Genomic DNA, 20,365 nt, shown 5'->3' on the forward strand with positions numbered 1-20,365 from the left:
ATAATTCTGACCCTTAAAACACGCGTGAATGGCTAAGTTTCTTTTCTATGACGACAAGGTGATAAACCTCTTACTGGAGGATGAAAAGCCCACGGGAGGGGCTGCTGTACAAGCCTACGGGTGGATAAAGGGCCTTTTGGCGTTAGGGCATGAAGTGTATGTGCTCACAAAGCCGCACCACAACCAAGCCCTGAAGGAAGACTGCCAGGGTATTAACGTTGTAGCCGACTTTGACAGGGGCAAGGGCGTGCGCTGGCTCAGGTGGGTTTACTACCGGCTACCGCACACCTACAAGGCGCTGAAACAGGTCCAGCCGGACTACCTTTACAAAGGCATTCCCAGCTGGGAATCGTTTCTGATCGGGTTGATGTGCATGCGCCTGAATATAAAATTTATCCAACGGATCTCTAACGACTTTCTGATCGACAGGCGCTTTCTCAAGAGTCATTCCAGGCTGCATCGCTTTTTCCAGAACCTGGGCTTTAAGCTCTCCGACTTTATACTTTGCCAGAACGACTATCAGTTCGGAGTGATCTCAAAGAAGTTTCCTGGAAAGAAGGTGTACAAACTCTCCAACCCTATTGTCTTGGCGGCGTCCACTGCCTCAGCAGATGACCGGGAAGGGGGTTATATCGCCTGGCTGGGCTTGTTCCAGCACCAGAAGAACCTGAAACTGCTCTATGAGATCGCGGCGGCAATCCCGAATGAGCAGTTTGTAATAGCAGGTAACGCTATCCCCAAAGTTGATTCGGAGACGCTGAGGTTCCTTGATAAACTACAGGAGCTCCCTAATGTCGAGTTTATCGGGTTCCTGAAAAGACATGAAGTGCCCTCCTTCTTAAGGGGGGCAAAATACCTCTTAAACACTTCCCACTACGAGGGCTTTAGCAACACTTTTTTAGAGGCGATGGCAAATGGTACCCCAATCTTAACGACTGACAAGGTAAACCCTGATGGCTTGATAGATAAGAAGGGAGTAGGGCTCGTGTATAGAGATGCAAAGGACTTGCTGTGTCAGGTTACCTCAGTAACACCAGAGTCATATACGGCTATGTCAAACAGCGCTGTTAAGTATGTAATGTCTCATCATGACCACAAGCACCAGGCATCCTTGCTGGCTGGCTTACTCGAAAATGAAAAAGTAAGCAAGGGCATGGTAGCTACATAAGTAATTTTATTTTGTTTTACTGTTATTAAGTATAACTTTTTTGTGTGTATTGTGTAAGTATATATAGCCTACAGGATCTTCTGATTTGTAGCTGTTGAATATGTAATCACCTTTTGCCCGCTCAATATGGTTAACGAAATACGCATACTTTTCTTTATTGGTAGTTTAAGGGCTGGTGGCAAAGAGCGAAGACTAATAGAACTTCTCTCATACCTAAAGGGAGCGGGTGCCTTCAACATGGTGGTGGTTTGTACTGAAGACAACGTGCACTACCCTCATTTCTTTGAATTAGACATACCTTATGTCGTACTTAAAAAACAGTGGCAGAAGTATGATCCTACCGTTTTTTATAAGTTTCATCAGGTAGTTAAGGATTTCAAACCGGACTACATTCATACTTGGGGGCGTGTGCAGTCCTTTTATGCGCTTCCTGCTGTAATTCTCAACAGGGCTTCCCTAATAAATAGCCAAATAACATCGGCCCCTCCACAAATCAGGAAGTTGTCTATCGGTAACATCATAGACACGGTCAACTTTAGGTGCTCAGATATAATACTGTCAAACTCAGAAGCAGGGTTAAGAGCTTACGCGCCTCCTGCTCATAAGTCTAAGGTTATTTATAATGGGTTGAATCTTAATCGGTTTTCCGGCTTGCCACCCGAAGAAGAGGTAAGGGCTAAATACCGTATCAAAACGCCCTACACAGTCGTGATGGTTGCCTCCGTGTCGGAGAACAAAGACTACGGCCTTTTTTTACAGGTGGCTCAACACGTAACGGCGTTAAGGAAGGATATCAGCTTTGTAGGCGCGGGGTGGTACCGTGAGAATGATGTTACCTACAAAAAAATTATAAGGCTTTCGGAGGAAAACCCCAACATCATCTTTACAGGCAAGATAGATGATGTGGAGTCATTAGTCAGCATCTGTAACGTTGGGATGCTGTTATCAAACAGAAACGTGCATGGCGAGGGTATCTCGAATGCGATTATGGAATACATGGCTTTAGGGAAGCCTGTGATAGCCACCGATGCTGGCGGTACTAATGAAATAGTACATCATAATGAAAACGGCTATCTCATTACAGACCAGTCAGTAGAGGGTATAGCAACGCTTGTTACGGATCTTATCGATAACCCTGAAAAGTGCCAGGAATTTGGGGAGAACAGTAAAAAGTATATCGCAGAAAACTTTTCTCTAAACAAGATGGGGAGGGAGTTTGAAACGGTTTATAGAGACGCTGTAGCACTCTTTTTGAATGGTAGCATGGTATAATCAAGCGCGAGCCTGAGAAGCGTTAATTAAAAGTTGAAAACATGAACGTGTTGTATCTGAGCAGGTCTAACTCTGGTAAACCTCACCCTTTTATCGAGGAGCAAACAACTGCCTTGGTTAACTCCTATGATGTTAACGCCCAGCATTTCTTTATTAAAAAGGGTGGCATATCAGGATATGTAAAGGCTATAAGGCAGCTTTATGCTTTGTTGAGGCGTGAAAACAGCATCGATATCATTCATGTGCATTATGGGCTTTGGGGGCTTGTTGCAGTAATCAGCAAGATTGCCGCTCATAATAAGGCTAAAGTCGTTATAACATTCCACGGTAGTGATATCAACAAAAGAACAGAGCGGCCGCTATCGCAGTTAGCTGCAAGATTTTCAGCACATAACATTCTGGTGTCCGAGAAGATGCTTAAGTACATACATGAGCGTTTTTCCCTGATTCCCTGTGGAATAGATACCGATGTTGAACTAAATCACAGGGAGGTAACAAGGAAGGAGTACGGGTGGGGAGATAACAATTTTGTAGTACTGTTTTCCTCCAGCTTTGAGCGTAGCGTGAAGGACCCGGGCTTTGCTTTTAAAGTTATAGCGGCTTTAGAGGCATCTTCCTCCAAGTCAATAGAGTTTGTTGAGCTCAAAGGGTACAACAGAAATCAGCTCACGAGGCTTATGCAGGCTGCCGATGCGCTTATCATGTGCAGCGAGAGAGAGGGAAGCCCCCAGATAGTTAAAGAGGCAGTTCTAAACGCTTTACCGGTCGTCTCGAATGATGTAGGGGATGTAAAATCCATCTGCAGGAATGTCGATAACTGTTACATCGTTGATAAAGAAGTCAGTGAGTATGTAAAATGCCTGACCTCAATATCGCTTCATCCAGTTAGGGTTAGGAACAGAGCTCCGGTGCTGGAACGGTTTGACAATAAGGTTATTGCCAAAAGGGTCTTTAGTATCTACAACCATGTGCTGGGCAGAATGCCCTTGGTAACCACATAGTAGATGATATGATATTGCAGCACCCCTTTTTAGGGGTAGTAGCCAGAGCTTAAAAGTATAACACCACCCAAAGCATGCTTGATTGTATGAAGATCCTCATTGATATCAATCACCCTGCCCATGTTCATTATTTTAGGTCTTTTTACCTGCTAATGACAGCTAGAGGACATGAGGTTGCCTTTGTGTCCAGGGATAAAGAAATGTCGCACCGCCTGCTGCACTTGTATAACATAGCCTATATAAACAGGGGAAAGGGGCGTGACGGTAAGATTGGGAAATTCGTTTACCTGCTGTACGCCGACTTAAAGCTCATGCAGGCATCGCTAAAGTTCCGGCCAGATGTCTTTTTGAATTTTCTTCATCCGTACCCGTCGCAGGTTGCTAAAATTCTGGGGCTGCCCTCTCTTGTGTTTAGCGACACCGAGCACGCAAGCCTTCATCACAAGCTTACCGTTCCGTTTGCGACCAAGGTCTTTACACCTTCCTGCTACCGGCTGGACTTAGGGGAGAAACACGTACGCTTTAACAGTTACATGGAGCTTGCCTACCTGCACCCCAACTATTTCAAGCCCAACCCGGAGATTCTAAAGCTGCTCGATGTGAAGGAAGGCGAAAAGTACGTCATCGTCAGGTTTGTCTCCTGGGCTGCGGTACATGATTTTGGGCATTCAGGCATGACGCTGGAGAACAAGCGGAAGGCCGTTCGCCTGCTGGCCAGGCATGCAAAGGTGTTTATCTCTTCCGAAGGTGTGCTGCCAGAAGACCTTGAGCAGTACAGGATCAGGATTCCGTTTAACCAGATTCACGATGCTTTGTACTTCAGTGCCCTGTTGTTTGGGGAGAGTGGTACGATGGCGTCAGAAGCGGCTGTGCTGGGCACCCCTTCCATCTTTATCAACAGCAACAGCTTAGGTTATTTAGACGAGCAGGAGTACAAGTATGGGCTGGTGAACAATTTCAGGTCAGGCCTGGAGGACCAGGAGAAGGCGATAGCGCGCGCGCTTGAGATCATACAGGATGATAACAGCACTAACAAGTATAGGGCCTTACGAGAAAAGCTACTCCAGGACTGCACGGACACGACCCAGTTTATGATGGATGAAGTACTCAAGTACAGCTAGAAAACTCAAACCGCTTTTAGAACCTCATAGCTGTAGCTTTGTTGGCTTGCGCTGCAGGGTTGCAGCTAAGCGGACTACACCTTCTATGTTTTGAGATGGCTATTAAGTGCAAAAGCTCGGAACAAGGCATCTGAAACCCTGACCCTGATGCCGTCGCATTCTTCTTTTTAAAGCAACTCCTTAGTAAGGACTTTCCTGCTGTGCAGCCTGCTGAGCGGGCGGCGTGGGCCCGGTGTATATTTCAGCCAGCGATGCGCTGGCGTTTCCGACCCTGACGTTGTCGAGGAAGAGCACGCGCTTGTTGGTGGTTGTGGTCTCCGAGGCCCAGCCGGACTTGTAGATGCCCACCTTCCACTTGGGCAAATCGCCGGGGTACATGTTGGCGCCCTTGCGGTCGACGACCATCTTGCCGTTCACCCAGGCCTGGGTCAGGCCCTCCGAGCCGCTGGCGTGGACCATGTGCACCACGATGCGCAGCCAGGTGTCCTTGGCCACCGGGCCGATGTCGATCTTCTCGCGGGCGTCGGCGTCGCCGCCCACGCGGAACTGCAGGCGGCCGGCCTTGCTGCGGATGGAGGCCGAGGGCGTGCCCAGCCCGCTCTGGTACCACTGGTTGATCACCTCGTCGTCGTCCTCGTCCACGAAGTCGGCGGCCGGGAAGTAGACGTCGTAGGCGTACCACATCTCCTTCTCCACCTCGTCCTTAACCACGGTCACCTCCGCGCGGCGGCTGCCCTTCACGTCCGGGTCGTTCTGGCGCAGCTCGAAGCGGGCTGCTTTGCCGCCGCCGCCCGGGCGGCTGGCAGAGGTGAGTGAGTGGGGTGCTCCCAGCTCAAGGCGGTGCGCCTCCGAAAAGGGCCTCCTGCTCTCCATGTCGTCAGCGAATATCAGGTTACCTAAAGCCGGTTTACGCTTGTGTTGGTCCTGGTAAACAGAGGTTATGATAAAAGCGCTCAGCAGTATAGGTAGCAAAGCGTAGAGCAGTTTATAATCCTGGGGTAAAGGCATAAGCTATCGAATTTGTTTACATCGAACTAAGTATGACTACTGCCTCCTCACGTTCCTGCGTGTGAGTGGTAACCTGTTGTTCTGTTCTGCCAGGCAATTTTAGAGCGTCTCTACTGAAAGTAAAATGCTGTGCCCTGGCATTGCCGGTAAAGCTTATACCTGGCGTTTTGGAGTGGCGAGGTGCTCGTATGTTCATACGGTGTATCGGGTTAGTTTACTGGTGTTTCTGTGCCAGATTTTTGTCATGCGGAAGTTGCTGGGGTTGTCGCTTTAGCCACCAAGCCCTCTTGCTAAACTAACAGCAGTTCAGCAAGAGGGCTGGCAGATAATATGCCTTATTGTCTATTCTACTCTTGTACGGAGTCCTTGGCAGGAGGAGCACCCGGTTTCGTCTGTGTGTCTGCCTTATCCGGCAAGTTGTTACTCGTCAAACATTATTTTCGTTACTGAGGTACCCTTTGCTGTTATCAGGCGGAGAAAGTATAAGCCTTTGGACATGTTTGTTCCGTCGATTTCGGCGGTGTATACTTCGCCTGCCTTAGCAGTCCCCTCGCTTAAGACCGATATTTGCTTTCCTCTGCCATCAAACAGGGTTAAAGTGTATGGCGTGTCCTTTCTGACTGAAAAGTTGATGTCAGCTTTAGAGTTAAAAGGATTTGGGTAAACAACCACGCGCGAGTTGGCTTTCCAAGGGCCATCCTTCACCTCTTCCTCTTTCTCCGGCTCAGTAGCAGTGCCGCCGTTGCTCAGGGTGGCTACTTCTGCAGCACTCAGGGCGCCTTTATAGAGCCTTACGTCATCCATGGCTCCCGTCCAGCGGTTGGCATCGCGCAAGGCACCAATAACTAAGCTGGAAGTATTAGAGCCAATGGCTGGTGCGGCCGGGTAAGTGGCTGCGTTGTCTTCCACCCCGTTGATGTAGATCCTTGCCGTCTTGCCGTCGTAAGTGGCGGCGATGTGCATCCAGGTCTGCCCGTCGGCGGGGTAACTTGTTTTGGAGTACAGGCGGTAGGTAGTGCCAGCTGTGGTAGAGTTAAACATGAACTCCACTTTACCGTTGCCCGATACGCCTAACTGATAACCATCGGGGTCTACCTTGCTCAGCACCATTCTTCCTTTTACTACAGCGGGTTTAATCCAGGCTGCTATCGTTATGGCAGCAGTTATATCCAGGGAGGGGCTGTGCGGCGCCACAGCGAACCGGTACCATCTGCCGGGCAGCTCAAGCGCGAGGCCGTAAACCCCCGGTACCCATTCCACCATCGACGTGTTCTGTAACACTGCGTCATTGGCGTAGCCGGAGGCATCAAACAAGGTGGTGCCCCCACCTTCATCCATCTTCCAGTGGCCTACCAGCGTTACACCGGTTGGTGGTGGAGGGCTCTGCTGCTCCAGGGTAGTGAAGGCCCAGGTGTCGGACCAGGCACTATTCCCCGCTGTGTTGCTGGCCCGTACGCGCCAATAGTAGGTCGTAAGGTTAGACAGGCCGCTGACCTGCCTGGATGTGGCTGTGAGATTACTTTCATTAACTACATTGTTGGCAAAATCGGCGGAGGTCGCTACCTGTAGTTGGTACGTGGTGGCACCCTGTGCGGCGTTCCAGGTCAGCGTTGGTGCCAGGGCCACGCTCGTAGCCGCGTTTTGCGGAGAGGCAAGGGTCGGTGTTGCTGGTAGTGCCGGGGGAGGAGGGGTTACGTTGTTGTCGCTTACCATCACGCCATCTACAATGCCTGCGGTGGCGTCAGTGGCTAAAACTACCCCTGTCGTGTTCATGTTTTGCTTGCTGCTTGTCGGGTCTCTGTAGGCTGCCCCCTGCATTAGAACCAGCTTTGGCCCAAAGGAGATCGCGCTCATCGGAGACTCATTGTAAAGTATATCTCCGCCGTATGTCTTGGATGGATAAATCACTCTTAGTTTGTTTGCCTTTTCATTGATCACCACAATGGGAGTGGTGCCCGTGCTGGACACAGAGTGCAAATCGTCCCAGCTGCCGGTGGGGCGGCGCACCAGCAGTGCTATAAGCGGATGGTTTTCGTCGTTGTAGCTTGTTTTGATGGCGCAGTAAAGGGTGCCGTCGCTGGATACCTTCATGTTCATGTGGTCATCAGCCATACCTCCCTTAAAGTTTTCAGCTGATTGGGAGGCAGGCACTTCATCGGCAGACCAGCTTGACGGAGCCGCGCCGGTTGCATGTGTTTTAAAGCCCCAGCGCATGGTGTTCTGGTTCGACCACAGTACGCCCACTTTACCCGGCATGGCAATAACAGCGGCCTCGTCATCGCTTCTTACACCTGATGCTATCGTGATAGGGGAGCTCCAGGTGCCGTATGGGGTGTCGCTCCACTGCACCTGCACGTCTGTGCCTCTCACGTAAGCTATCCACATCCTGCCGTTCTCATCTGTGTCAATTGTAGCCGTCTGCACCTCTTCGTTAAATGAGAAAGTCACAGCAGAACTTCTCTGTGTCCAAGGCTTATAGGTCTTGGTGGCTGCATCGTATTCCACCGACACAAGCTGGCTCGTTTTGTTCTGGAACACTAATATGTGTACAGTGTTACCGACAACTTTACAGTCTGCCCTGCCTCGCTTTGTAGTAAGCCTTATAACATGGGTCCAGGAGTTGCCGTCCAGTCGCCACAGGTGGGTGCCCTCTGCGTCAGCAAACGCTGCCCAATGCAGGCCATCATGCATAAACAACTTTGACTGGGACTTGTCCTGGGTGCCAGCCCCTACATCGATGGTATGTTCGTTCAGCGGAGTAACTGCGCCAAACTGAGCTGCAACACTAAAAGAGAGTAGGAAAGTGAAGCATAATAGTAGGTTGAGCTTTTTCATAAGGTGTAATTAAAAATTATGCATATGGTATTTTTCTTGGCTTTTATGGTTTCAGTGAAACATGCTGTCTGCTGGTGGTAAGTTGGCTTTAAGCGTGTTTCTCCTGTGTAGATGTTATATTGAATAAAGGGGTAAAAGTTTTATATTTTGTTAATATATTGTTAATGTATTAAATTATGTAGCTAATAACTGGTTTTGTAAAGTATAAAAATAATAGATATTTGTACTTTGTTATTGAGGTGTGCTCTGCCATCTGTTAAGCTTTTCAGCCGCCAAAACTTTGGATTAAGTAAGTTGTGAGCCTCATTAGGTGTGTGTGTGGTGTTGGTATTTTATGTAGATGCTGGCTGTGGCGCCAGAAAATATGGCTGTGGCTGTTTGGTTTGCCTGTAGTAGGAGAGGCAAGGTGTCTTTACACCACATGCAGGCTTGTGGATAGTGATAGTAACCAGGTAGATAAAAGGTGCTAAACAAAAGTCTTGGCTAGCCGCAGGGCAGTGGGAAAGGATGCCCTAACCCAGGCGTCTCTTTGTAAGTGAGCCTTTTAACGTCAACTCCCTTTAGTAAATAGCTGCGTAACTAAGCCCCCTCCCTGGGTGGCGCTTTAACGGTGGACCTTTCCTCTCCTCTACGTAAGTCCGTAACACAGCGCACCAGGTAGTATGTTTGGGCTTTGTTTTTTTTATAATTACCACAATTACAGTGCGTTATATATTTTAAGATATATAATGTAATATAGGCTTAAGCAGATCGTTTGAAAGATAAGTAAGTACAACTCTGCTTTTTCATTATTGCCTCCCTTTATACTTTAATAGTTCAATCTGTTGTTAGGTGCAGTTTTAGCAAGAGCGCTTCTGTGGTGGCGCGCCTGTGATTGTACATTCCTTTATCTGTTATCCCGTCATTTAAAGTCTTTTTCTTTGAGTATTGTATTGGTATAGTTATAAAGTAAAGTGTGGAATTAATTCTACACATAGGGAAAAAGTGTAATCTACACAATGTAGAAATTATAATTATGCAATAGAGTTGCTGTAATTAATAAAGTATTTTAAGCCTTTTTTGGTAAACGCTTTTTTTTTGTGGACACGGTGCCTTTACATTTGTGCTACCATCAGTTGTGAAATGTACAATAAAGCTATGCGCATAAGCTTTGAGATGTAGTTGGATTGAGTTGTTGAATTATTAAGTATGTGTTCATATGGGTAGACCTCTAAAGTGTGACCTTTATAAGGTAGAAAAACTGATTTCTTTATTGTTTAATTAATAAAAATAAAAGCTTGTTCTGTATTAGCTATGTTTAATCGATTGTAGTTAAAGTGCAGGACATTTAAAATCTTTCAATTTTAGCCAAATCAAAATGAATTATAAACTTCGTTATTTCCTGATGCCTGTATTAGTAGGCACCATAGCAGTTTCTTGTGATAAAAAAGATTTAGATGAAGTAAGCCCTTCTGCTTCCTTTAGTACAGAGGGTACTAATTTAGCGGTGTCGGGTAACCTTATATTCGCCGACGACATGGAGAGCGGAAATCCCTTCTCTGGCGCGCACGGCCTTGAGCTGGGAGCACCGCACTCGCTCACCTCTGCCAGCCGCCCGGGCGGCGGCGGCAAGGCCGCCCGCTTCGAGCTGCGCCAGAACGACCCGGACGTGAAGGGCAGCCGCCGCGTGGAGGTGACCGTGGTTAAGGATGAGGTGGAGAAGGAGATGTGGTACGCCTACGACGTCTACTTCCCGGCCGCCGACTTCGTGGACGAGGACGACGACGAGGTGATCAACCAGTGGTACCAGAGCGGGCTGGGCACGCCCTCGGCCTCCATCCGCAGCAAGGCCGGCCGCCTGCAGTTCCGCGTGGGCGGCGACGCCGACGCCCGCGAGAAGATCGACATCGGCCCGGTGGCCAAGGACACCTGGCTGCGCATCGTGGTGCACATGGTCCACGCCAGCGGCTCGGAGGGCCTGACCCAGGCCTGGGTGAACGGCAAGATGGTCGTCGACCGCAAGGGCGCCAACATGTACCCCGGCGATTTGCCCAAGTGGAAGGTGGGCATCTACAAGTCCGGCTGGGCCTCGGAGACCACAACCACCAACAAGCGCGTGCTCTTCCTCGACAATGTCAGGGTCGGAAACGCCAGCGCATCGCTGGCTGAAATGACGGCTACAACTACAGCGCCAACTCCTGCTCCGGCTCCGGCCCCGGCACCAGCACCAGCGCCTGAAGAGCCGGCACCGGCCCCTGCTCCTGCTCCTGCTCCAGCGCCAGCGCCAGAGGAGCCTGCCCCGGCACCGGCCCCAGCGCCAGCGCCTGAGGAAACAGCTCCGGCACCAGCACCGGCTCCAGCCCCTGCGCCTGCTCCGGAAGAGCCATCGAAGACGTATCCAAGTGCCTGGTCTAAGTTTAACTCAGACTGGTGGGACAAGTTCTTCTCCAGAGCTAGAGGAAGATAGATCGTATAAGAGGCTTTATAAGGCTTTAAGAACAACTATAAAGCAAAAAAGGGCGGCTAACTTAGCTGCCCTTTTTTGCTTTTAAATGGTTTTGCTTGCCGTCGCTTCCCTCCAGTGGTTGCAGGGTGTGGTAAAAGAAAACGATCCTGTGCCACAAGGCGGTAGCGATGTGCTTTCGGGAGGATGCAACCATAGGCAGTAGTTTCAGGCTCTACTCTATATATAAGAGACCAACCCTACGCTATCAGAAACTATGATAAATTACGCGCTCATTCTAGTGTCTATGCTGTTGCTTGCCCATTGCCAGCAAGAAGTGCTGTCAGAGGTGCGGCCGAAAGAGGCTGTGTTCGGAAAGGCCTTTGTACTTGAGCAGGGCGAACAGCTGGAGGTAAAAGGAGACGCTGCGCCCCTTGTGCTCCAGGTCGAGAAGCTGAACGACTCACGTTGCCCCAAAGAGGTGGTTTGTGTGTGGCTAGGCAATGCCGCTGTTACACTGACCGTGTCCGGTAGAGGCGAAGCAAGCCAGCAGCTGGCTTTTTGCCTCGGCGACTGCCGCCCGGAGCCAGTGCGTACGAAGCATACTGTGCGTGCCACCATAAGCAACCAAACCTATGACCTGACCCTGCTGGAAGTGATGCCGCACCCAGGCACAGAGGAAGAAGAAGGGTCAGGCTCTGTAAAGCTGCTGATCGAACCCGTAAACTAGTTTCTTCCATCTAAACCCGTCGAAAATGAAGTATTCACTCCCCCTGTTTTTCCTGTTGCTGAGTTTGTGCTGTCAGGCGCAGCCGATAAGGCTGGCAGGCCAGGTGCTGGCAAAGGAAAGTGGCTCAGGCCTGCCTTATGTTAACATCGGGATTCTGGAAAAAAACATCGGGACGGCTTCGGACGAGCAGGGGAGGTTTGCGCTGGACCTGCCCCGGGAGCACCAGCAGGAGACGCTGACCTTTTCGGCTGTTGGCTATGAGGAGCTATCGGTGCCGGTTGCGGAGCTAAGAAGCATGCAGCCATTGGTGATAAAGCTACAGGAGAAGGAAATGCAACTGCAGGAGGTGGTGGTCAGGAGCCGTAAGCTCAGAGTCAGAAGGCTTGGCGTGACCGGCCGCCTATCTGTTGTGTGGGGGCAGCCCGAGCAAAAGGAGGGGCACGACATCTATGAGTTTGCTAACTTCATTAACGTGAAGGGCCGGGAGACAGAGCTGCTGTCTGCCCACTTTTACCTCACAAGCAGCAAGCTTGACTCAGCCCTGTTCCGCATTAACCTGTACAAAGACCGGGGTGGCTTTCCCGGTGAGCGTCTGGTGGAGAAAAGCATTGTGCAGCGGTTGTCTGCGAAAGAGGGATGGGTAAGTATAAACCTGGAGTCCTTTAGTGTTTATACCGATGATAACTTCTTTTTAGGGATAGAGTACCTGCCTGCTGCTAACACAGATAAATTTGCTGTTACACTGGGAGGCACGCTCGGCGGAACAAGCTACTCCCGTAAATCAAGCTTGGGTGCCTGGGAGAAATTTAGCGGCGTGAGCCTGAGTGGGTACGTCACCGTGCAGCAATAGCAGGTGCAGCACGGGCTTGCTGGTCGCCGATAGGGTGCCGCAGATCCTCTTGGGCATACCAGGTAGCGGGAGTGCCTGCCGGGAAATACGGTGCTGTTAAAATAAAAATAAAAATTCCTGGTCCGGAAGTATTGTAAATATGAAACAACCTGCTATTTTTGCAATCCCAACCAACCACAAGTAGTTGGGCAAGTAATGCGCAAGTGGCGAAATTGGTAGACGCGCTGTCTTCAGGCGGCAGTTCCGCAAGGTGTGAAGGTTCGAGTCCTTTCTTGCGCACAGAAAAAGGCTGATCTCAGGATCAGCCTTTTTTGTTTTACGGCACCGCCATTCTGCTGTGGCGGGTGTTTGTATGCCCACAAAAAAAGCCAGCGCCTTCCTGTGAGCAGGAAGGCGCTGGCTTTTTTTGTGGGGTTTATACTTGCTATACCAGTTCTGGTGTTCTGTCGGTTTCCTGCTGGTTTTGCTGCAGTTCGGGGATGGTGGTTTCGACCAGGCCTGATTCGGGCTGCGGGTTGAACTCGCCTTCCCAGCGGGCTACCACGGCAGTGGCGAGGCAGTTTCCGGTTACGTTAACCGAGGTACGGGCCATGTCCATCAACTCATCAATACCAAGTATGGCAAATACCGGCCATACCGGCAGGTTGAAAGAGGCAACCGTACCCAGGAGTATCACCAGGGAGGCGCGCGGCACCCCGGCCACACCCTTGGATGTCAGCATGAGTGTGAACACCATAACCAGTTGCTGCTCCCAGGTCATGTTTATGCCAGCCGCCTGGGCCACAAAAACTGAGGCCAGTGCCAAGTACAGCGTGGTGCCGTCCAGGTTAAAGCTGTAGCCGGTAGGCATAACGAAGGCCACAATTTTGCGCGGTACGCCCAGCTTTTCCATTTCCTCCATGGCGCGCGGCAGGGCCGCCTCCGAGCTGGTGGTGGCAAAGGCGATTGAAACGGGGCCGGAGATGGCCTTCAGGAAGCGCCTTACAGGAACGCGCGCGATCAGCGCCACCGGCAGCAGTACCAGCAAAGCGAAGGCAAGCAGCGCCACGTACAGGGTCGCCAGCAACTGGAACAGGTTCAGCAGGATGCCGAAGCCCATGTGCCCTACCGTATATGCGATGGCTGCGCCCACACCCACAGGGGCAAAGTACATGATCACGTTGGTGAACTTGAACATGGTTTCGGAAAGGCTTTCGCAGAAGTCCAGCATCGGCTTGCGCTTTTTCTCGTTAACCATGGCCAGGCCGATGGCAAACAGCACGCTGAAAACCACGATCTGCAGTACCTGCCCCTCCACCACGGACTTCGCAATGTTCTCAGGGAAAACGTGCAGGATGATTTCGGAGGTGCTCTGTGCCGCTACGGGCGCAAGCTCCTCGTGGCTTGCGGCCAAGCCTGCGTCTATTCCCTCGCCCGCTCTGCTGAGGTTGATGGCAGCGAGGCCTATAAAGAGGGCCAGCGTGGTGACAATCTCAAAGTACACAATGGCTTTCCAACCCATGCTGCCCACCTGCTTCAGGTTAGAGTGGCCGGCAATGCCCACCACCAGCGTGGCGAAAATGAGCGGGGCGATAATGGTTTTAATGAGCTTGAGGAAGACCTTGCTGAGCACGTTCAGGTTCACGGCGAACTCCGGGAAGTCGTAGCCGATCTCGGCTCCCACCACCATGCTGATCAGGATCCAGGACGTGAGGGAGCGCTTCTGCAGGCCGTAGAGCAGGAGCACGCCAATGCCTGCCCAGCGAACCGCCATCAGAGCCTCTGTCGGTAGAGAAATAAGACTGTACTGCTGCAGCACAGTAAGTATGGCCGCAACTGTAACGCACAGCAGCGTGGCCAACGGTAATAAAGACTTTTTCATATAAAGAGATAAAAACAAAGCAGCGCCGGGGATGGCGGCTGCAGCTAAAAAAGCCTTTGTAGCGAATGCTGCTGTTTAGCCTCATTTTAAGGTAGTTACCGACAGGGCAGACCTACAATAGGTTAGCAAATATAGTTGAAGAAAGCACACCGGCAAATAGGCGGGATACGAATACGGTGTAAATTTCGCAGGCTTGGCGGGAGCAGGGGTGTAAGTTTATACTTTCGGGGGGATGAAAGGCGCGAAAAGTGGCTTATTTGAGATAAAAAATGCAATTTAAGGCCTGTCTCACACTTTTAACTTCCAGAAGCTATATGTTAACATGGCACATAGAGGCCCTGCACCTCACGCTGAAGCACACCTTTGTCACGGCCCACGGCGCCAGCACCGAAAAGCTGAACTTCCTGGTGCAGGTATCGGACGGTACCTACAGTGGCTTTGGCGAGGCGGCCCCCAGCCTGCGCACCGGCGAAACGCCTGAACTGCTGCTGCAGCAGTACAAAGTGCTGTTGGTGGCAGGCCTGCCGCAGGTGCAGAGCATGGAGGAGTTGCTGCAGCTGCTGGTGCAGCACCCGCCGGTAAACTCGCTGCGCTTTGCCGTGGAGGCCGCTTACCTGCATTACTTTTGCCAGCACAAAGGCATACCGGTGCATCAGCTGCTGGGCCAGCCCGTGCCGCAGCCGCAGGCCACATGCTTTTCCGTGCCTGTCACGGAGCCGGGAGAGGTGCAGGAGCTGATAACAAGGCAGGACCTGGACCGCTTTCACTACCTCAAGGTAAAGGCGAACCCGGAGCAGGGGCCGGACCTGGTAAAGGAGGTGCTGCGGGTAACTAGCCAGCCGCTGGTGCTGGATGGGAACGAGAGCTGGCAGGACCCCGGGGAGCTGCTTGGCTTCCTGCATACGCTCGACAGGGAGCGGGTCCTGTTTATGGAGCAGCCGTTGCCTGCCTCTAAGGTGGCGGCCTATGCGCACATGAAAGGCGAAAGCCCCATTGCGCTGGTCGCCGATGAATCGGTGACGGATACCGCTGACTTTGAGCTGATGCGCTCCCAATTTCATGGCGTGAACATTAAACTAATGAGGGCCGGCGGCTATCTAAACGGAGTAAGGCTACTGAAGGAGGCCAGAAAGCACGGGTTAAAGGCCGTGATCGGCTGCACGGCAGAGACCTCGCTGGGGGCCTGGTGCTCCATGCAGCTCAGCAGTGCGTTTGATTTTGTAGACCTGGGCGGTTTTCTGCACCTGGCCGAGGAGCCCTTTGCGCTGGTGCGGGAGCAGGAGGGGGTGCTCTACCTGAAATAGCCGAACCTTAAGGCCCCTCTGGCTACAAATCCAGGACTTAGCCATTGTTTTTTAGGGAATAAGGAAACATTTTTCCAAATTATCTGTTGTTGTGTTTGTACATTAAATGTATGTACATATATTTGTATCACCATTTGGGGGAAATGCTTGGACATGAAGATAGAAGACGAAATTAAGCAAAGCGCATTTAAGAGCGAGTACCAGAAGGCCTACATCAACGTGCTGTATACTTCCGGCTATCTGCAGCAGGCACAGACGGCGCTGTTCAAACCTTTTGGCGTAACGCTCCCGCAGTACAACGTGCTGCGTATTTTGCGCGGGCAGCACCCAAAGCCGGCAACCGTCAGCCTCTTGATTGAGCGCATGCTGGATAAAACCTCCAATGCCTCCCGCATTGTGGATAAGCTGGAGGCCAAGGAGCTGGTGACGCGCAAGCAGTGCCCGGCAGACCGCCGCACCGTGGACGTGCTCATAACAGCGAAGGGGCTTAGCCTGCTGGAGCAGATGGACGGGCTGGAGGGCGACAAAGGTACCGGTATCACCAACCTGACAGAGGACGAGGCGGCACAGCTGAACGCCCTGCTGGATAAAATCAGAGATTAACAAACAACTATAACAAGAACAGCAATTAAGCTAAAACCGATGAAAAAGTACGTAATTCTTGCCTCTCTTGCTGGCGCGCTGATGTTTACAGCCTATGCCGGCAACACAAACAACGTAGCTGGCACAGCTGCTGCTACAGAGGTGGCCGCTCCTGCCAAGGCTCGTGCTTATAAAGTAGATGTTGCCAAAAGCGACCTGAAGTGGCACGCCAAAAAAGTGACCGGTGAGCACATGGGAAACATCGCGCTGAAAAGCGGCGAAATGCTTGTGAACGGCAACAAGATCGTAGGTGGCACCTTTGCCATTGACATGAACGCGATCACGTGCTCCGATATCAAAGATGCTGAGTACAACGGCAAGCTGATCGGCCACCTGAAGTCTGACGACTTCTTCAGCGTGGAGAAGCACCCAACCGCGACTTTTAAAATCAACAGCGTGAAGCCAATCGAAAACGCGGCGGCCGGCAAGCCAAACGCGACTGTAACCGGCGACCTGACCATCAAAGGCATCACAAACCCCGTTACCTTCCCGGCTACTGTGTCTGTGAAGAACGGTGTTGCCTCTGCCAAGGCCGACGTAACCATAGACCGCTCTAAGTTTGACGTGCGCTACGGCTCCAAGAGCTTCTTCGACGGGCTGGGCGACAAGGCGATCTACGACGATTTCGTGGTGACGCTGGACGTGACCGCAAAACAATAATCCACACCAAGGGCTAACACCAAACCGCTCCGCCCCAAAACCCGGAGCGGTTTGTATTTCAGTAAAACCAATTTCTAACCTTATACTTAACGAGCATGAAAAGAACCGCAATTTACGCCAGCCTTGCAGCAGCACTGTTTTTTACTGCCTGCGGCGGCGAAACCGAGACAACGGCCGAAGAGGCAACAACGGTAACCACTGAAACAACTGCCACCGGCGAAGGGGAGACCTACCAGATCGTGCAGGAGCAGAGCAACGTGAACTGGCACGGCACGAAAGTAACCGGCGAGCACAGAGGCGCGATTGAAGTAGAAAGCGGTGAACTGACTGTGGCCGGAGAACAGCTGACTGGCGGTACCATCGTTATCGATATGAATACGATCTCCAACAGCGACATTACGGCCGAAGAGGACAACGCCAAGCTGGTAGGCCACCTGAAGTCCGACGACTTCTTTGGGGTGGAGAAGTACCCGACGGCCAAATTCGAAATAACTGGCGCTACGCCGATCGCCAACGCTGCGGCCGGTGAGCCTAACTATAATGTGCAGGGCAACCTGACGATCAAAGACAAAACAGAGCAGGTGAGCTTCCCGGCTGTTGTAAACGTTGACAACGGAACGGTAAGCGCGAAAGCCGATGTAACGGTGGACCGCTCTAAGTTTGATGTGCGCTACGGCTCCGAGACCTTCTTCGGAAACCTGGGCGACAAAGCCATCTCGGATGAGTTCACCGTCTCTTTCGATGTAACGGCGAAGAAATAAAGTATACCTCGTATACACTAAGAAACCGCGCTGGCTGTTACAGGTCAGGGCGGTTTTTTTGTTGATGCTTGCCCGCCGTTTTTTCTACCTTTGATCTAAAGTACACTTTACACCCTTACGATGCGCCCGACTTTTAACCTTGCCTATGGCTGGCTGCTGCTTGGCCTGCTGTTTTGCTTTGCCGCCTGCTCCGAAACCGAAAAGCCCGATGCCCAGGCCATTGTGGAGGCCGCCCTGCTGGCCCACGGCAGCGATAGCCTGGAGCAAAGCGTTGTCTCGTTCAGGCTCCGCGACAAGCAGTACCGCGCCCTCCGCGACAACGGCGCCTTTGTATACAGCCGCACCTTTACCGACTCCACCGGGCAGCGCGTACACGATGTGCTCAGCAACAGCGGCTTTAAGCGAAGTATAAATGAGGAGGAGGTAGAGCTGCCCGAGGAGCAGAAGCAGGCCTTTAGCAACTCCGTAAACTCCGTGGTATACTTTGCCTTGCTCCCATATTTCCTGAACGATGCCGCTGTGCAGAAAGCGTACCTGGGTGAGGCCACGGTGAAGGGCGAGCCGTACCACAAGGTAAAAGTGACCTTCGCAAAAGAGGGCGGGGGCGATGATTACGAGGATACGTACATCTACTGGTTTCACCAGCAGCGCCACACCCTGGACTACCTGGCCTACAATTTTAAAGAGAATGGCGGCGGCTCAAGGTTCCGTGAAGCCACCAACCCGCGCGACATAGGCGGCGTGCGCATACAGGACTACAACAACTACAAAATTGAAGACAAAGACTTCCCGATCCAGAACTACGACCGTGCCTTTGAGGCAGGTAAGTTAGAGAAGGTGTCAGAGGTTAACCTGGAGGAGGTACAGGTAGGGACGCTTTAAGCGTATCTGTACTTCGTCTAAGTTCTCTTGCCTCTTCTGCCTCTCGTGCTTTATGGAGGGGAGGCAGAAACAACAACAGGTTCTACAGCAAAAGCAGTAGCTACTGGAAACTTAATCCCAGTCCTTGGGTGGAGTGCCTTTGGAGTTTTTCGGTCCCGCGTGAGCGGGGTTGCAAAGCGACAGCGAGCAAAGAAAAGCTCCCCGCGCGATGCCCTTATCGAGGGCCCCTACCCCAGCCGTAAGCGCTCCAAAGCCGAAGGTGAAACAGTTTATGTTTGAGAGCTGAAGGAACAGCAGTGGCTGGAAAGTATAGCTTGGCTGAAGATGCAGAAAGCAGTGGCAATGGAAGTATGACCAAGGCAGCCAACGGCACAAGCGGACGCTTGCGCCAGTAAGTTTTTTTCGAACCTCTACTGAAATTATGGCTTTGCAAGCCAGTTGAGTCACAGACTCAACATTATAGTTAGACACGAGTTACAAACTCGCGCCAGCAGGAGCCAGGAAAGTTGTAGGAAGCGGGGGCAGCCAACGGCACAAGCGGACGCTTGCGCCAGAGAGGCCAGGTAGGAGAGTGGCACAATCACAATCACTCTTGACCTCAGTCACACCTACAGAAATCCAAAGAATAAGCTACACAATACTTACGAGCTACTCTACCTCAAACTCCTTGGGCAGCGCAACCGTGAGGTGCTTGGGGCGGCTGTGTATTTCCTGTAGAAAGTCGTCCAGCTCAGGCTTGTACTCCAGGTAGTAATCCTCGTGCAGGTGCTTGCGGATAAGCTGGATGGTGCGCAGCAGCAGGCGGGCAGTAGCCGTGTAGAAACCTTTGTAGTAGCTGTCGAGCTGATCGGTGAAGTTGCTGAAGATCAGGCGCAGCGTGTGCAGGTGCAGGTCTATTTCGGCCTTGGGCTCCTTCGTGACGCGCTTGAAGCGGGCGATTTCCTTCATGGCCTTGCGCAGGGCCTTGGTAAGGGCTTTGCTCAGGCTGCGGCCACTGGCATTGATGAGCAGCTCGTGAATTTTGTCGGCGGCCTCGTTGTACACCTCCTCCAGTGTTACCTCCTCCTGTAGTTCGTACCGAAGTATGTCGTACAGCTCGGCATCGCGGCGGGCGGCTTTCAGAATGATGGCTTCTTTTTCCTTGTCGCTCAGTTTTTTAACCGCCTGGCGAAAAGCCGGTGAGATGGTAGGCATACTTACAGGGGCAGATGTTGCAGGTCCAGAAGGTCTTGCTGGCGGGCAGTGGCCTGCTTGTTTTTCTTTAGGTCGGGCAGGCTGATGAAGTTGGCGATGGTGTTGCCAAAGGGCATACTGACTTTGTTTTCCCAGCAGCTGTTAAAGCTTAAGCCGTCCAGGCCGGTGGACAGGTCGATGCGGTTTGGCGGGTAGCCCAGCTGCACCACAATGTTGGCCGTGGTCAGGTCCTCCAGGTTTACCTCCTGCTCGGTATAGCCAAACTTATGCAGTACCTGCAGTACTTTTGCGGCGTTTTCAACGGTAGGGTTTATCCAGATGTCGATGTCGCCGGTGTAGCGCGGGTAGCCGTACAGGGCCACGGCGAAGCCGCCTGCAATGATGTACTCCACACCGGATGCATTTAACTGTTCAATGTACTCTTGAAAATTGTGTGTCAGCTCCATTTGTACTAAAAGACTGTATTGGGCTCTGAGCTGCTCCACGGCCGCCAGGCGCGCTTCTGCAGGTTGGGAGAGCCAATAAGTTAAGTCATCGTTGCTGTCCGACAATTTTTTTTTGCTAACCGCTCTGCTTGCCGGGCGGGGCAGAGGGGTGCTGGCTTTTCTGCTCAAAGTATAAACCTGTTTGATGGTAAAATACAGCTTACGAAAA

Annotated in this window: 17 protein-coding genes and 1 tRNA gene; 13 read left to right on the forward strand and 5 right to left on the reverse strand. The window is 51.7% G+C overall.

The features are described 5' to 3' along the window. Positions 1–28 precede the first annotated feature (28 nt). From CA264_RS01005 to CA264_RS01020, 4 genes are all read left to right on the forward strand, one after another. The gene (locus tag CA264_RS01005) at positions 29–1,168 is read left to right on the forward strand and encodes a glycosyltransferase family 4 protein (protein WP_025609553.1); all 1,140 of its coding nucleotides are present in this window, start codon (positions 29–31) and stop codon (positions 1,166–1,168) included. 126 nt (positions 1,169–1,294) lie between these two features. After that, on the forward strand, positions 1,295–2,440 hold the full coding sequence (locus tag CA264_RS01010) for a glycosyltransferase family 4 protein (protein ID WP_025609554.1): 1,146 nt from the start codon (positions 1,295–1,297) through the stop codon (positions 2,438–2,440). Positions 2,441–2,481: 41 nt separating this feature from the next. Next, complete coding sequence (locus CA264_RS01015) at positions 2,482–3,441, forward strand: glycosyltransferase family 4 protein (protein ID WP_025609555.1); 960 nt, start codon at positions 2,482–2,484, stop codon at positions 3,439–3,441. Between the two features lie 86 nt (positions 3,442–3,527). Beyond that, positions 3,528–4,562, forward strand: a complete 1,035-nt coding sequence (locus tag CA264_RS01020) for a DUF354 domain-containing protein (protein WP_025609556.1) — start codon at positions 3,528–3,530, stop codon at positions 4,560–4,562. A 180-nt stretch (positions 4,563–4,742) separates the two neighbouring features. Here the strand turns inward: CA264_RS01020 and CA264_RS01025 are convergent, their stop codons facing one another. Together CA264_RS01025 and CA264_RS01030 are read right to left on the reverse strand one after the other, a co-directional pair. Beyond that, positions 4,743–5,570, reverse strand: a complete 828-nt coding sequence (locus CA264_RS01025; RefSeq protein WP_119570407.1) for a polysaccharide lyase family 20 protein — start codon at positions 5,568–5,570, stop codon at positions 4,743–4,745. 420 nt (positions 5,571–5,990) lie between these two features. After that, positions 5,991–8,405 (reverse strand): T9SS type A sorting domain-containing protein, encoded by a 2,415-nt coding sequence (locus CA264_RS01030; RefSeq protein WP_025603965.1) that lies wholly within the window; start codon positions 8,403–8,405, stop codon positions 5,991–5,993. Between the two features lie 1,357 nt (positions 8,406–9,762). On the opposite strand from CA264_RS01030, the gene CA264_RS01035 reads away from it, so the two are divergent. The 4 genes from CA264_RS01035 (at position 9,763) to CA264_RS01050 (ending at position 12,686) form a co-directional block, all read left to right on the forward strand. After that, positions 9,763–10,851, forward strand: a complete 1,089-nt coding sequence (locus CA264_RS01035; RefSeq protein WP_119570408.1) for a polysaccharide lyase family 20 protein — start codon at positions 9,763–9,765, stop codon at positions 10,849–10,851. A 253-nt stretch (positions 10,852–11,104) separates the two neighbouring features. Beyond that, a complete protein-coding gene (locus tag CA264_RS01040; RefSeq protein WP_157593609.1) occupies positions 11,105–11,557 on the forward strand; it encodes a hypothetical protein in 453 nt (150 codons plus the stop codon). A 25-nt stretch (positions 11,558–11,582) separates the two neighbouring features. Then, a complete protein-coding gene (locus CA264_RS01045) occupies positions 11,583–12,407 on the forward strand; it encodes a carboxypeptidase-like regulatory domain-containing protein (protein WP_025603968.1) in 825 nt (274 codons plus the stop codon). Positions 12,408–12,604: 197 nt separating this feature from the next. Beyond that, positions 12,605–12,686: transfer RNA gene (locus CA264_RS01050), tRNA-Leu, on the forward strand. 145 nt (positions 12,687–12,831) lie between these two features. On the opposite strand, the gene CA264_RS01055 is transcribed toward CA264_RS01050, so the two are convergent. Next, a complete protein-coding gene (locus CA264_RS01055; protein ID WP_025603969.1) occupies positions 12,832–14,268 on the reverse strand; it encodes a dicarboxylate/amino acid:cation symporter in 1,437 nt (478 codons plus the stop codon). Between the two features lie 314 nt (positions 14,269–14,582). On the opposite strand from CA264_RS01055, the gene CA264_RS01060 reads away from it, so the two are divergent. The 5 genes from CA264_RS01060 (at position 14,583) to CA264_RS01080 (ending at position 18,517) form a co-directional block, all read left to right on the forward strand. Beyond that, positions 14,583–15,572, forward strand: a complete 990-nt coding sequence (locus CA264_RS01060) for an enolase C-terminal domain-like protein (protein ID WP_025603970.1) — start codon at positions 14,583–14,585, stop codon at positions 15,570–15,572. A 153-nt stretch (positions 15,573–15,725) separates the two neighbouring features. Then, on the forward strand, positions 15,726–16,175 hold the full coding sequence (locus tag CA264_RS01065; RefSeq protein WP_025603971.1) for a MarR family winged helix-turn-helix transcriptional regulator: 450 nt from the start codon (positions 15,726–15,728) through the stop codon (positions 16,173–16,175). 39 nt (positions 16,176–16,214) lie between these two features. Then, on the forward strand, positions 16,215–16,874 hold the full coding sequence (locus CA264_RS01070) for a YceI family protein (protein WP_025603972.1): 660 nt from the start codon (positions 16,215–16,217) through the stop codon (positions 16,872–16,874). A gap of 95 nt (positions 16,875–16,969) precedes the next feature. After that, the gene (locus tag CA264_RS01075) at positions 16,970–17,635 is read left to right on the forward strand and encodes a YceI family protein (RefSeq protein ID WP_025603973.1); all 666 of its coding nucleotides are present in this window, start codon (positions 16,970–16,972) and stop codon (positions 17,633–17,635) included. Between the two features lie 120 nt (positions 17,636–17,755). Continuing rightward, a complete protein-coding gene (locus tag CA264_RS01080) occupies positions 17,756–18,517 on the forward strand; it encodes a DUF6503 family protein (RefSeq protein ID WP_025603974.1) in 762 nt (253 codons plus the stop codon). Positions 18,518–19,165: 648 nt separating this feature from the next. Here CA264_RS01080 and CA264_RS01085 read toward each other — a convergent pair. Together CA264_RS01085 and CA264_RS01090 are read right to left on the reverse strand one after the other, a co-directional pair. Continuing rightward, positions 19,166–19,711, reverse strand: a complete 546-nt coding sequence (locus CA264_RS01085) for a hypothetical protein (protein ID WP_025603975.1) — start codon at positions 19,709–19,711, stop codon at positions 19,166–19,168. 2 nt (positions 19,712–19,713) lie between these two features. After that, positions 19,714–20,157 carry a nucleotidyltransferase domain-containing protein gene (locus CA264_RS01090; RefSeq protein ID WP_025603976.1) on the reverse strand — a complete coding sequence of 148 codons (444 nt, stop codon included), beginning with the start codon at positions 20,155–20,157 and terminating at the stop codon, positions 19,714–19,716. Between the last annotated feature and the right edge of the window lie 208 nt (positions 20,158–20,365).

Origin of the sequence: Pontibacter actiniarum, assembly GCF_003585765.1 — a bacterium.
Lineage (GTDB): Bacteria > Bacteroidota > Bacteroidia > Cytophagales > Hymenobacteraceae > Pontibacter > Pontibacter actiniarum.